The following is a 13,001-nucleotide window of genomic DNA, read 5'->3' as shown; positions in this document are numbered from 1 at the left end:
GCATGACCACCGGGATGTAAGTCTCATTCACCAATAGACCATGTGCTACGATGGCTGGGTGGCCAGAGAAGAATCGGACTCAGCGCGGCGGATTCCCGCGACCGCGGCGGCGATGGTGGACCTGCTCAACTCCCGGCCGCACGGTCCCGGTTTTCCGGACACACTCCAGACCCCGGAGACGGCGGGCGCCGTCCTGCGCCCGTTCGGCCAGCCCGCGACGGAGGCGCCATCACCGCAGCGCATCGCCAAGATCCGCGGGCTGCGCACGACCCTGATGGACATCGCGTCCGCGCCGGACAGCGCCGGGGCGGGACCCGGCTGGGCACAGCTCGCCGAGCGGGCGTCCGCCGTCACGCTGCGGCAGGATTTCTCGGAGCCCGGGACGGTGCGGCTGCGGCAGGTGGGCGGCGACCCCGTGGTGGGTGGCATCACCCTCGCGGTGGCGGAACTCGTCTCCGACGGCACCTGGCCCCGTCTCCGCATCTGCGCCAACGAGCTCTGCAGCCACGTGTTCTACGACACCACGCGCAGCCGCACCCAGCGCTGGCACTCGTACGAGGCCTGCGGCAACAAGAGCAACGTGGCCGCGTACCGCGCCCGGAAGAAGACCCGGCACGGAAGCTGATTCCGGGCCGGGTCTCGCCAACCTCCTTACGGAGAAGGTCAGTCAGCCGGGACAGATCAGTTCGCCTGCCACCAGCCGGTGACCGCCGTGGCGTACTCCTCCGCGCCTTCCTCCCAGACGAAGTGGCCCACATCGATGATGTCGAGCCTGCTGTTCGGCAGCCGCTCGTGCAGGTACTCGGCGTTCGCCACCAGCACCACGATGTCCTTGCGCCCGGCGATGACCCGCACCGGCGTCTGAATGCCCGACAGCAGGCCGCTCAGGACCGGCAGCTCGGTGGGATACACCCGGACGTGCGGCATCTGGTCGGCGAACCGCTCGCCCACATAGGAGGCGAGGTAGTCCTCGCGGACCACCTCCGGCAGCCCGTAGCCCTCGATGGAGTCAATGGCGACGGCCACGACGCCCTTGGACCGATGATGTAATTGTCTATTCTCGATAGACCATGCACATAGCCCGCCCCGACCGGGCGAGGCTCTCGCCACCACCGTCACCGCGCCCCTGGTGTCACAACACGGCGTGGGCCGCGACCTCCTCGGGTTCCGGAGCCGGCCGGGCCGTCCAGTCCAGGGGTCCGGCCGTACGGCGGCCCTCCGTGGCATGCCGTTGTCCGCGCACCTGAACGGCCTCCCACCCATCGGGGGGTTCCGGACCGACGCGGTAGGCGATGTCCGGTTCGCTCGCGCGGCGGGTGACCTCGCACACCCGCACCTGCCCCTGCGGGGCGAGCGCCAGCATCCGGAAACACCGGTCCGCCGCCTCCCCCATCACCCTCGGGGCGGTGTCCGGCTCCCCCGGCCGGAACAGCAGATAGGCGTCTCCGGTGACCACGGCGACATGGAGACACGCGGGGCCGGGGCCCATGGGCGCGGGTCCGGCGCCGCGGCCGGCGAAACGGTCGCGCATCGCGAACGCGGCCCGTACCGCCCGAGCGGCGTCGTCCTCACTCGTCTCGGGGTGGCCGAAGAGCGCCGAGAGGACCGGTCCGGCCGCATGGGCCATGGTCCCGCCGAACCGTGCGGCCTCCTCGCGGACGACCCGTTCGGCCTCCCGCAGCGCCTCCTGGACGCTCGACGGATCGTGGCCGTGGCCCTCCAGGGCGTGGCGCACCCATACGAGGCTGATCCGCTTGTGTTCCACCGTGGACTCGTTCAGCCGCCGTGGCCGGGTGGCCCGCCCGCCCACCGCGGTGAGCCCCGCCCTGCTCTGGGCCGGGGCCTCCCGCGCCGTGTCGGTCCTGGGGACGTCGGCCCGGGGGACGTCGGCCCTGGGGACGTCGGTCCTGGGGACGTCGACCCTGGGGACGTCGGCCCTCGGAAGGGGCGTCACATCGACCAGCGAGGGCGGGGACGGAGGGTCGAGCTCCGGGGCGTGGGCGAGGATCGCCCGCTCCAGCCTCTGCATCTCGCGGGTGGGCTCGAGGCCGTACCGCTCGACCAGCTCGACGCGGCGGTGGCGGTAGGCGGCAAGCGCTTCGGTCTGCCGGCCACAGCGGTAGAGGGCCAGCATGAGCTGACAGCTCAGGCGCTCGCGCGTCGGCTCGGCGGCGGCCACCGCCTGCAGCTCCCCGAGGACCGCATGGTGACGGCCGCACGCCAGCTCGGCCTCGAAGAGGTCTTCCAGCGCGTTGAGCCGGCTGTTCTCCCACGCGGCCAGCTCCGGCCAGACGAGGCCGTCCTCGACGAGGTCCGCGAGCGCGGGTCCGCGCCACAGCCCCAGGGCCTCCCGCAGCACCCGCGCGGCCGACTCGTAGGAGCCGGCGGCCACTTCGGCGTGGCCGCGCTCCACCGCCCGCCGGAAGCGGAGCAGATCGACGGCGTCGGGATCCACCCGCAGCCGGTACCCGGGGGCGTCGGTCACCAGCACCGCCCGGCCTTCGGAGCCGGGTGCGCAGGACAGTGTCCGGCGCAGGTCCCGGACCGCGTTCTGCAGCATCTTCCGGGCGGTGAGCGGGGTGTCGCCGGGCCACAGGGCGGCCAGCAGCCTGCTCGTGGCCACCACGCTGTTGGCGTGGATGAGCAGATGGGCGAGCGCCCCTCGTTTGATGACTCCGCCGAGCGGCACCGGTGCCCCGTCATCGAGCACCTCAAGGGGGCCGAGCAAGTGGAAGTCCACGGAACCTCACCTTCTGTCTGGATGTGCGTGTCCCCGTGTGTCCCCCGTGTCCCCCGTGTCCCCCGAGCCCGTCTCCAGGGCGTCGGCCATCGCCAGCCGCAGCAGTTGCATGCGATGGGTGGCCCCCGTCTTGGCCCGGATGCGTCGCATATACGTGTCGACGGTGTGCGGACTGAGGCCCAGAGCACGCGCCACGGAGGGGTAGGTGTGCCCCTCCAGGACGCGGTCCAGAACCTCGCGTTCGCGGTCGCTGAGCAGTTCCAGCGGTGGGCGGTCGGGCCGTCCGGCGCGCTCGGCGGCGCCGGAGGCGGCTGTGGCTTCGGACGAGCCCACCGCGCGTTCGTCGGGCCGTCTCACCCCATGGCCCCGTAAGCCGGACATGCGATACGGCACCGCCCCATCATCGGTTCGTCGGCAGAGCCCTGCCGTAAAAGCCCCAGCCGGTGTCGTCGTCCTCGGGCGCGTCGGAGCCGCTCCCCACCGCCAGGGTCGCCCCGGCGACGGCGAGCGAGTGCAGGCCCCGTGTGCCGGTTCCGGCACGGTCGTGCGCCGACTGCGCGGCCGCGCCCACGAAGAGCGAGAGGGCCGGTGCGGCGATCGCGGTCATGACGGCGGTGAGGAACAACGTGCGCATTATGGCCTCCGGTTGAAGAGATCCGGTGCGGAATTCGGCCCTGGGCTGGATGGATCGATCATGACGGGGACCCGGCCCGCGCACCACGCGTTCCGCCGCTCACCAAGGTGTCGGGCAACAAAACGAGGGGGGAGCATAGGGGGCGTAACGGGACTCTTCGGATGTCCGGTTTCGCCTTGCGTGGCCATCCGCGGCACCTGACCGCCCGCGCCTGGGCGGGTGGTCATGGCGTGGCGTGGAGCACCAGCAGGAGCAGTTCGCACGGGGCGACGGCTTCGGAGAGCGTGCACGAGTGGCGTGCGGGGACGTAGCACATCTCCCCTGCGCGCAGCCGTAGTTCGACCATCGCGCTCCGGTGGTCCGTACGGCCGTCGTTCTCGACGCGGCAGCGCACTCCGCCACGGAGCGGGAAGAGCAGGACATCGGCGCCGACATGCCCGAGGGGGAGCGCCGCCCCGGCGGGAAGCAGCCGTTCGTACGCCTCGACGGGGTAGCCCATGACATGGCCCAGATCGGCGGCGAGCCTGTGCGCGCCGGTGCCGGGGGGCGCGGGCCGCCACTCCCTGTCCGCCGGTTCCCCGCCGTACGTGGCGTAAATACCCGGGAGGACGGTGTGAGCGCGCTCGGGCCACACCACCGCGGGGCCCCTGTCCTGGTACGTCGAGAGGCACAGCGCCATGTCACGGAGGAAGAGTTCCCAGTTGGTATCGGACAACCCTTGCCCTTCGCTCTCGAAAGGTCGCATCTCGTGACCGCCACCGGCAGCGGGCGACACAAGCGCTCTCCGAGGCGATCGAGCACCGATCGCACGGCAGGCATGGGCAGCTGACGACGTGGAACGGCCCGTCCGGGCCGCCCGAAGTCCGTGTCTGCGGAACCCCCCGCGCAGGCGATGCCCATCCTCGCCCGCCGGTGGTGCGGTATGCCAGTCCCTTTTCGACGGTCCCGCGCCGACGTGACACACACCCCGCCGAAACGGGCCCCACGGAAACGGACTCCGCCGAAACCGGGTCCCGCCGAAACGGGTCCCGCCGAAACCGGGCCCCGCCGAAACCGGGCCCCGCGGAAACACCTGAGGCCGCGACGGTATCCGCCGTCGCGGCCTCGCACCCCCGTTGACTCGCTGATGGCAGACCGCGCCGACTACCCGGCGGCCTCCCGCACACCGGCCTCGCGTTCGCTCCGGTCGTCGCGCCCGTCTTCGCTCTCGTCGTGGTCCAGCAGACCGGCGCGGGCGGCGAGGACTCCGGCCTGGAACCGGCTCACCGCGCCGAGAGTGTCCATGATGTCGGCGACGTGCTTGCGCGTGGTGCGCAGCGACATCCCCAGCCTGCGGCCGATCGCTTCGTCCTTGTAGCCTGCCGCCAGCAGGCGGAGAATCGTTCCGTCCAGCTCCTTCGCCACGGATTCGAGGCCGTCGGCGGCGGCGTCCGAGAAGGGCCGGGCATGGGCCCACGCGTTCTCGAAGACCGAGCAGAGATAGCGGACGAGGGACGGCTCGCGCACCATCACCGCCCCCAGGCTCCCCTCCCGGTCGGGCACGAAGGCCAGGTCCCGGTCGAAGACGATCAGCCGGCCGAACGGATCGTGGACGGTCCGGTATTCGGCGCCCAGGCCGGACATGACGGCCACGTAGGCCTGACTCGGCGCGTTGAACCGGGCCGTGTGGTTGTAGAGCGTACGCATGCGCACCCCCCGGGCGAGCAGCGCCGTGTCACGGCTGATCGCCTCCTCCAAGACCTCCGGTGCCCGCCCGCCGCCCGGCTGGCTGCTCAGCACCTCTTCCTGGCACTCGTTGGAGGCCCGGTTCAAGGCGGCGCGGACCTCGTCCAGATGCCCGATCACCTCGATGCTGCCGGTGTCGAAGCGCCGACCTTCGAGGAAGTGTGCCCGCAGCCGTCCGAACTCGACGCTGATCCGGTCCAGTTGGCGCCGCCGCTCCTGCAGGGACTCCTGGATCGGGGCGGCGAGCGCGGCGGCGGCCAGGTCGGGGTCGACGGGCACCAGGAGCGCCGGGTCCGTGGAGTGGGAGCGCAGCAGGCCCAGTTCCGTCAGCCGGCGGAGCCCCGCGTCGAGCTCTTCCTCGGGCATTTCCAGCTCGGATAAGGTGCCAAGGAATTCTCGGGTCACCTGCTGGAATCTCAGGATGCAGGAATAGAGCTCGGCTTCGGCATCACTCACATACGAGGAGTCGCAAGCGGTGGGCTGGAGGGGCGGGTTCACGGGCTCTCCCCTCGTCCGTCGACGAGTCGTAACGACGGGCAATCGGACGGGAATCCAACATCGGACGGCCGGTGTCTCAGCAGCATTTTGTTTCTTTTCTCTTCTACCACTGGTCCTGTCAGAAGGGCTTCGGAGAGACAGACGGCCATCGCCGCGGTGGGGTTCACCGGGGCCCCGTACCGCTGGGCAGGGCCGCGCCCAGGAGGGCGGCCACGGCCGTCGTATGGCCGTCGAAGGCCAGCGTGACCGGCGTGTCGAGGACCTGCCATCCGGCCGTCTCGGGCATCGGCGCGGGCTCGGGCAGGGTGTCGGCGTCGCGCACCGGAAGCAGGGCGAAGACCTCGAGGGTGTCCCGGGTGGAGTGCACATCGAAGAGGCGGACCCACTCCGGATCGGCGGCCAGGCCGGTTTCCTCCCGCAGTTCCCGTACGGCGCCCTGCTGCCAGGTCTCGCCGACCTCCACATAGCCGCCGGGCAGCGCCAGTTGGCCCATGGCGGGCTCGATCGCGCGGCGCACCACGACCACTCCGAGCCGGCCGGACAACGTTGCCACGGGCTGGAGGACCACCGCGGCGGGCAGCGGGTTGCGCCATTGGGTCTCACCGCAGCCGGCGCAGTCCCGTGGCCATCCGGCACCCTCGGCGCAAGCGGTACCGCAGTAGGGACAGTGTGTGACGCGGCGTCCGCGCGTGTAACCCATGAGCCTCCCCCTCCGCTTCCTCGGCGTACGGCAGCAGGCAAGATACAACAAGCGGGGCTCCATACCGGCGGGGATGCCCGGGACCCGGCCCGCCGCGCCCGGAGCCACCGCGTCCGGAGGGACCGACCTCCCGGGAAAGCTCCGGTCATTGAGCGGTCATTTCCCCAACCGGGCCCCGGGCGTTCGCAGTTCCCTGCGAATTCCGCCCGATCCCTACAGTTGTCGGCGTGCTGAATCGACTTCTCCCCGCTTCGGGGCCGGGACGCGTTCTGGCCTTGGCGACTCTCTTCATCACCATGGGGCACGGCGCCTTCATGACGTGTTCGGCGCTTTATTTCACGACTGTGGTCGGCATTTCCGTGGCCCAATTGGGGCTGGGGCTGACCATCGCCGGAGCGGTGGGGCTGTTCGCCGGAGTTCCGCTGGGACATATCGCCGACCGCCGCGGAGGACGCGAAACGGCGGCACTGCTGATCGCCCTCAACGGAGTGGCGGCCGCCGGCTATCTCGTCGTGGGCTCCTTCGCCCAATTCACCCTGGCCGCCTGTCTGTTCGTGGTGATGGAGCGAGGCGGCCGGGCGGCACTCCAGACGGCCATCGCGAGCACCCTGCGGGGCGAGGACCTGGTGGAGACCCGGGCCCATCTGCGGGCGATCACCAATGTGGGTGTGGCGGTGGGCGCCGGCTTCGCGGGCATCGCGCTGCAGCTGGACACCCCGGCCGCGTTCCGTACCGTCCTGGTGCTGGACGCGCTGTCCTTCCTCGTGGCCGCGGCCGTGCTGACCGCGCTGCCGAAGGTGGCGCCGGTGGCCACGGCGGCGGACGGCCCCGGGCAGCCCCGGCTCGCCGTGCTGCGCGACCGGCCCTTCGCCCTGGTGACGGCCTTGAGCGCGGTGCTGTCCCTGCATGCGGTGCTGCTGGAGATCGTGGTGCCGCTGTGGATCGCCGGGCACACGGACGCCCCGCGCTGGATGGTGACGGCCCTCTTCCTGCTCAACACGGCGAACGTGGTGGCGTTCCAGGTGCGGATCGCCAAGCGGGTGACGGAGATTCCGCTCGCGGTACGGGCCGTCCGGCAGGCCGGTTTCGTCCTGTGCGCCGCCTGCGCGCTGTTCGCGGCGTCGGCGGCGGACGGTGTGGTCATGGCCGTGGTCCTCCTGCTGCTGGCCGGCGCCGTGCATGTGTACGGGGAGATGGTGCTGTCGGCCGGGGCCTGGGTCATCGGGTTCGACCTCGCGCCACCGGACAAGCAGGGGCAGTACCAGGGGTTCTTCTTCTCCGGATACGCGGCCTCCGTCATGATCGCCCCCACCTTTCTCACCGCCACCGTCCTCCGCGGCGGTGCCCTCGGCTGGCTGCTGCTCGGCGGCCTGTTCGTCCTCGCGGGCCTGGCCATGAAGCCGGTCGTCAGCTGGGCCGAGCGCACCCGCGCCCCACAGCCGGCGCACAGCGGCTGACCCCCCAAGGAGCACTGCGATGGAACAACGAACGTCCCTCTCTCCCGTCCGACCGCCGGTGCCGAACGCCGGGGACGGGCCCGCCCACGGCGTCTTTCTGGCGGACGCGGCCGATCCGCATGTCCCCCTGCGCGAGCGGCTGCTGGGAAACGGCACCCCGCCGGCCGATGTCACCGGCCGGCCCCGGCCGGACCTGACGTCCGGCCCGTCCGATGCCCTCCACGAGGAGGTGTCCGAGCAGTTGTGGAGCCGTGGCCTGGCCGCGATCCAGCTCGATGAGCCGCTGCCCAACGACCGGTTCACCGCGCTCGGCGCGTTCCTGGGCACCGCCATGCCGGAGCGGGACCCGGCGGTCGCGCCGTATGTGGAGGAGGAGGTGATCCTCAATCTGCGCAGTGAGCACGCCCGCACCGACGACGTGGCCCTGCAGCCCTTCGCCGTCAACTACCTCTCGCTGCACACCGAGAGCAGCGGCGCCCCCGTCGAGCGGCAGCCGCGCTACATCGTGCTGATGTGTCTGGCCCCCGGGGACGCCTCGCAGGGCGCCAGGACGGTGCTGGTGCCGATGCGGGAGGTGGCGCGCCGGCTGGCACCGGAGACCCTGGCCGTGCTGTCCCGGACCCGGTACCGCGACCGCCCCGGTGTTCCCACGATCGCCCGGCGGGTCGGGGACCGCTGGGTGTTCTCGCTGCGCGACTTCCTCGCCGATGAGCTCCAGTGGTCCTACGAGGGGCCGGAGGAGGACGCCACAGCCGTGGGCGACGCGTTCCGCGAGCTTTTGGCGGCGATGTACGCGCCCGAGCACGCGCAAGGGCTCCAGTGGCGGCGCGGGCTTCTCGTCGTCATCGACAACACCTACTTCTTCCACGGGAGAACCAGCGGTTCGGCCACGCCCGAGGCCCGGCTCCGGCATCTCAAGCGCCTGCGCGTCGTGTAGCCCATGCCATCCGTTCACGCTCGCCCACAGGGGCGGCCCACTCGGGGAAACGCATGAAACTCTTCGAATCCGTACCGTCTCCGCGTCCGTGTCACGCCCCGCCGGACGCGTGTGAGACCGCGGCGCGTCCACCGCATCCCGGTGGCATCCGCGACGTGTTCTCACCTGGCGTCGACCATCGTGTCCTGGAGGTCTACGCCCGGGCCCGCGACCCCCACGACCCCCTGGAGCTGCGGAACCTGTGGCTGGGGCGGGTCGAGCACGAGCTCGGCGGCAACGCCCTGCGCCCGGCGCTCGCCGAGACCTGGCGGTCCAGCAGGCCGCGCCGGGACGTCGCGCCCGAGGAGGTGCTCTCCTCCCGCGCCACCGTGCGGTTCGTCAAGGAGCTCTTCAACTGGTTCTTCCGTGACGACCTCTACGGCGAGCTGCGGGACAACGCCCGCTACATCCTCTCCAGCGGGTCGATCGACGAGGAGCGGTGGGGACTGCCGCAGAGCCTGAAGGAGTGCATCCGCTACGCCCTGGACCGGGACTGGTACGGCTACTCCGACTCGCGCGGGCGTGTCCCGGCCCGCGAGGCGATCGCCGCGTACGAGAACGCCCGCATCCAGGGGGCGCGCTACGGCACCGAGAACGTGGCCATCACCATGGGCGGCACCTTCGCCATCAGCACGCTCGCGGACTTCGTGCTGCACGGCGGCCCGCGCTCGCCCTCACCGGCGCTGTGCGCGATCCCCAACTACCCGCCCCTGGTCGAGACGATTGCCCGCCGGCACGACGTCCAGCTGGTGCCCCTGGTCTCCCAGGACGGCCAGACGTCCCTCGAACCGCTGATCGACGCCCTCACCCCGGACACCCCGATGGTGATGCTGCAGACGGTGGGCAATCCGACCGGCGCCGCCGTGGCCGAGGCCGATCTCATCCGGCTGATCCGGGCCGCCTCCCCCTCCACGGTCATCGTGCTGGACGAGTGCCATGAGTGGCTCGGGGACTACGGGAAGCGCTCCGCTGACCGCGCCGCGCCGCAGGTGGTGCGGGTGTCCAGCCTGTCCAAGACCTGGTCGGCGCCGGGGCTGAAGGCAGGGTGGTTCCTCGCCGACCCGGCGTTCATCGACGAGTACTACGAGTACGCGTCGTCCTCCTTCGGCGGCCCGCCCTCGTTCTTCTACACGACCATCGAGGTGCTCGCCCGCCTGGAGCGGTGGCTCATCACCGGGGTCGAGACGCCGGGGCCGGCCGAGGCCAAGGAGTTCGAGTCCTCCTACGACATCGACCTGGCACGACTGCGGAACGCCTACCGCGGCTACCGCGCCGAGCGGCTGCGCCGGAGCGAGGATCTGACCGTGCTGCGGGACGCGGCCACCGTACGGCTGTCGGAGATCCCCGGCCGGGTGCTTCCGCCGCGCTTTTCCATCAACACCGCCGTGGAGCTGCCCGGTTGGGACGACTCCTACCGATGTTTCCGCGACGTCCTGCGGGAGACCGGCGTCTCGGTGTTCCCCGGAATCCTCACCTTCTGCCTCTCCGGCGGTGTCGTCAGGGTCACCACGGCGCGGCCCTGGGACGAGCTGTCCGCCGCCTTCGACCGGCTGCGCTCGCACGCCGCGCCGGGATACGGGGGCTGAGCCATGGACGGATGGTTGACCGCGGGCGGCCGCAAACTGGTCCTCGGCATGGTGCATCTGTCACCGCTGCCCGGTACCCCCTTTCACGAGGACGGTTCCTTCGGCCGCACGCTCGACACCGCGGTCCGGTCCGCGCGGGCGCTGTACGAGGGCGGGGCGGACGGCTGCCTGATCCAGACGGTGGACCGGGTCTACACCGTGGACGAGGAGTCCGACCCGGCCCGCACGGTGGCGATGGGCCTGATCACACGCGCGGTGGCCGAGGCGACCGATGAGCGGTTCCACATCGGCGTACAGCTGATGCGCAACGCCCTCACGGCGTCCCTGGCGGTGGCGAAGGTCGCGGGCGGCGGCTACATCCGCGCCGGCGCCCTGGTGGGGCAGACCCTCACCGCACACGGCATGGTGCGGGCCGATCCGCTGCGGGTGATGGAGTACCGCCGCCGGATCGGCGCCGAACACATCAGGATCATCGCCGAGATCGACTCGATGCACTTCCGGTGGTCCGACGGGCAGAAGACCACGGCCGAGGTGGCGCGGGCGGCGCGGGCCGTCGGGGCCGACGCGGTGTCGCTGTGCCACCCGGACGAGGACACCGCGCTGGGCATGATCGCGTCCGTCCGCGAGGCCGCCCCCGGCCTGCCCGTGATCCTGGCCGGGCACACCCGCCACGAGAACGCGGCACGGCTGATGGCCGCGGCGGACGGGGCGTTCGTCGGCACCTGCCTGGAGCGCGACGGCTGGGGCGGCGAGATCGACCGCGACCGGGTGGCGGAGTACGTCGACATCGTACGGAGGCTGGAGCGGTGAGCGGCCGCAGCGAACCGAACACACCGGCCGGCGCCGGAATCCAGGCACCACCGCCACCTCTGGACCCGCGGGTGATGCTGCGCCAGGTCGACGCCCTCGCCGCGGACCTCCGCGAGCGGACCGGGCCCTTCGACGAGCAGGTGCGCACCCTGCTGCCCGCGCGGTGGGCGGCGGTGGACACCGTCAGCATCGTGGGCGACGGCGACTCCTACCACGCGGCGTGCGCCGTGCGGATGGCCTTCGCCTCGCTGGCCGGGGTGGACTGCCGCCCGGTGAACGCGCTGCGCTTCGTGGAGTACGACCACCCCGGGTCCGGCGGCCGCCCGCCCCGTACGGAACTGACGCTCACCGTCTCCGCCTCCGGCCGCACACCGCTCGTCGTGCGGTCGGCCGAGCTGGCCCGTGCGGGCGGGGCGCATGCCATCGCGGTCACCGCGACGCCCGACAGTCCGGTGGCACGGGCGGCCGACGGCGCGCTCCTGGTCACCCTGCCGGACACCGAGCGGTCGCCGGGCGTGCGCACCTACCAGGCCAGCCTGCTGGGCCTGCTGCTGATCGCCATCCGGCTGGGCGAGCTGCGCGGGCGCCTCAGCGGACCGGAGGCGGACGCGCTGCGGGGTGAACTGACCGCGCTGGCCGGACCGGTCGGGGCGACCGCCGAGACCGCCCGGACCCGGTGCCGTGAGACCGCCGAGCGCATCGCCGACGCGGCCGTGCTCGGCGTGCTCGGCAGCGGCCCCTCCCACGGCACCGCGCTCTTCGCGGCCGCCAAGGTGATCGAGACCTCCGGCGTCTTCGCCACCGGGCAGGACCTGGAGGAGTGGTGCCATGTCGAGCGGTTCGCCCGCCCGCCCGAGGCGCCCGTGATCGTGGTGGCCGCGCCGGGGCGCTCGTACCGGCACGCCGCGGAGGTGGCCGCGAAGGCGGCGGCGCTCGGGCGGCGTGTCATCACCGTCGCGCCCGGGGACGACACCGCGATCGCCCGGCACGGCCGGTCCGCGCTGCCGGTGACCGGACACGTCCGGGAGGAGTTCTCGCCCCTCCTCTACCACGTGTTCGCCGCCCCTCTTTCCTGCCATCTCGCCCAACTCCTGGGACGGGCGCCGTTCCTGGCCGACCTGCCCCGTCCGATCCCGACCACCCCCCAAGACCGCGGAGAGACACCGTGACCCGGACTACGGACGACCTGTCCACCCAGCAGATCATCTCCCTTCTGACGGAGGAGTTGCACGACCTCGACCCCGCGGAGCGCAGGGCGAAATCGCTCGAACTGCTCTCGGTGTTCGGCCGTGCCAAGGCCGACGAACTGCCCGCCGAGGAGCGCCCGGAGGCGCCCGGGACACCGCCCGGCCCCCTGCTGATCTGCGACTGGGCCGAGGACCTCGGTCTGGACGGCACCACGCAGCAGCTCGGCATCACCGTCGAGCCCGGCCCGACGAAGGTGACGAAGACCGCCGACGCCACCGGCCACTCCCTGGTGTCCAGCGGTCATGTGGGAGCCGACATCCTCCATGTCCCGGCGGGCAGTGGTTTCGCGCCCCACACCCACCCCGGCGACCATCTGCTGTTCGTGCTCGCGGGCACCGGGACGATCGCGGTGGCCGGGGAGATCGTGCAGACCCGTCCCGGGCAGGTGTACATGGTCCAGGGGGCCATCACCCACGCGGTGGGCGCGGTCAGCGACCACATGATCCTGTCCGTGGGCGCGCCGCACCGCCGCCTCGACAGCCTGGACCGGCAGGAACTCACCGCGTATGCGGCGCTGTTGAGCGAGTTCGGGGAGATCACCTGCCGGATCTGCGACATCCGGGCGACCAGCGGCGAGGAGCTCGCGGCGAAGGGCTGCACCCACTCCCCCCACCGGTTCGGGTGAGC

At 71.9% G+C, this 13,001-nt stretch carries 14 protein-coding genes; 7 read left to right on the top strand and 7 right to left on the bottom strand.

Annotation, left to right across the window (positions count from 1 at the left end; genetic code table 11):
- The first annotated feature begins 58 nt into the window (after positions 1-58).
- A complete protein-coding gene (locus tag J8403_RS36405) occupies positions 59-625 on the top strand; it encodes a CGNR zinc finger domain-containing protein (RefSeq protein ID WP_211126881.1) in 567 nt (188 codons plus the stop codon).
- A 56-nt stretch (positions 626-681) separates the two neighbouring features.
- Here J8403_RS36405 and J8403_RS36400 read toward each other — a convergent pair whose 3' ends face one another.
- From J8403_RS36400 to J8403_RS36370, 7 genes are all read right to left on the bottom strand, one after another.
- Positions 682-1,026, bottom strand: coding sequence for an alpha/beta fold hydrolase (locus tag J8403_RS36400; RefSeq protein ID WP_211126880.1), 345 nt, complete (start codon positions 1,024-1,026; stop codon positions 682-684).
- Positions 1,027-1,132: 106 nt separating this feature from the next.
- Positions 1,133-2,740, bottom strand: a complete 1,608-nt coding sequence (locus J8403_RS36395) for an AfsR/SARP family transcriptional regulator (RefSeq protein WP_211126879.1) — start codon at positions 2,738-2,740, stop codon at positions 1,133-1,135.
- A gap of 6 nt (positions 2,741-2,746) precedes the next feature.
- Positions 2,747-3,073, bottom strand: coding sequence for a response regulator transcription factor (locus J8403_RS36390; protein WP_246586165.1), 327 nt, complete (start codon positions 3,071-3,073; stop codon positions 2,747-2,749).
- 67 nt (positions 3,074-3,140) lie between these two features.
- Positions 3,141-3,374, bottom strand: coding sequence for a hypothetical protein (locus J8403_RS36385; RefSeq protein ID WP_211126877.1), 234 nt, complete (start codon positions 3,372-3,374; stop codon positions 3,141-3,143).
- A 223-nt stretch (positions 3,375-3,597) separates the two neighbouring features.
- Positions 3,598-4,089, bottom strand: a complete 492-nt coding sequence (locus tag J8403_RS36380) for a hypothetical protein (RefSeq protein ID WP_211126876.1) — start codon at positions 4,087-4,089, stop codon at positions 3,598-3,600.
- 428 nt (positions 4,090-4,517) lie between these two features.
- Positions 4,518-5,597: a helix-turn-helix transcriptional regulator gene (locus J8403_RS36375; protein WP_246586164.1), complete on the bottom strand. Its 1,080-nt coding sequence runs from the start codon at positions 5,595-5,597 to the stop codon at positions 4,518-4,520.
- A 163-nt stretch (positions 5,598-5,760) separates the two neighbouring features.
- A complete protein-coding gene (locus tag J8403_RS36370) occupies positions 5,761-6,150 on the bottom strand; it encodes an NUDIX domain-containing protein (protein WP_246586163.1) in 390 nt (129 codons plus the stop codon).
- Between the two features lie 374 nt (positions 6,151-6,524).
- Here J8403_RS36370 and J8403_RS36365 point away from each other — a divergent pair, with 374 nt between their 5' ends.
- From J8403_RS36365 to J8403_RS36340, 6 genes are all read left to right on the top strand, one after another.
- The gene (locus tag J8403_RS36365; protein WP_246586162.1) at positions 6,525-7,754 is read left to right on the top strand and encodes an MFS transporter; all 1,230 of its coding nucleotides are present in this window, start codon (positions 6,525-6,527) and stop codon (positions 7,752-7,754) included.
- A gap of 19 nt (positions 7,755-7,773) precedes the next feature.
- On the top strand, positions 7,774-8,691 hold the full coding sequence (locus J8403_RS36360; RefSeq protein ID WP_211126874.1) for a TauD/TfdA family dioxygenase: 918 nt from the start codon (positions 7,774-7,776) through the stop codon (positions 8,689-8,691).
- A 155-nt stretch (positions 8,692-8,846) separates the two neighbouring features.
- The gene (locus tag J8403_RS36355; protein ID WP_246586161.1) at positions 8,847-10,316 is read left to right on the top strand and encodes a pyridoxal phosphate-dependent aminotransferase; all 1,470 of its coding nucleotides are present in this window, start codon (positions 8,847-8,849) and stop codon (positions 10,314-10,316) included.
- Positions 10,317-10,319: 3 nt separating this feature from the next.
- Positions 10,320-11,126 carry a BtpA/SgcQ family protein gene (locus J8403_RS36350; protein ID WP_246586160.1) on the top strand — a complete coding sequence of 269 codons (807 nt, stop codon included), beginning with the start codon at positions 10,320-10,322 and terminating at the stop codon, positions 11,124-11,126.
- Positions 11,123-12,295, top strand: a complete 1,173-nt coding sequence (locus tag J8403_RS36345) for an SIS domain-containing protein (RefSeq protein ID WP_211126872.1) — start codon at positions 11,123-11,125, stop codon at positions 12,293-12,295. Before J8403_RS36350 ends, J8403_RS36345 begins: the two co-directional genes overlap by 4 nt.
- Complete coding sequence (locus J8403_RS36340) at positions 12,292-12,999, top strand: cupin domain-containing protein (protein ID WP_161562243.1); 708 nt, start codon at positions 12,292-12,294, stop codon at positions 12,997-12,999. The genes J8403_RS36345 and J8403_RS36340 overlap by 4 nt, the downstream gene beginning before the upstream one ends.
- Positions 13,000-13,001 lie beyond the last annotated feature (2 nt).

The sequence above is a fragment of the Streptomyces yatensis genome, assembly GCF_018069625.1.
GTDB lineage: Bacteria > Actinomycetota > Actinomycetes > Streptomycetales > Streptomycetaceae > Streptomyces > Streptomyces yatensis.
The sequence above is the reverse complement of the archived record's forward strand: the minus strand, read 5'-3'. Positions and strand labels throughout refer to the sequence as shown.

Excerpts from the sequence above, each read along its gene's own strand:
- J8403_RS36385 (WP_211126877.1), bottom strand. The coding sequence starts at position 3,374 with ATGCGCACGTTGTTCCTCACCGCCGTCATGACCGCGATCGCCGCACCG.
- J8403_RS36350 (WP_246586160.1), top strand. The coding sequence starts at position 10,320 with ATGGACGGATGGTTGACCGCGGGCGGCCGCAAACTGGTCCTCGGCATG.
- J8403_RS36360 (WP_211126874.1), top strand. The coding sequence starts at position 7,774 with ATGGAACAACGAACGTCCCTCTCTCCCGTCCGACCGCCGGTGCCGAAC.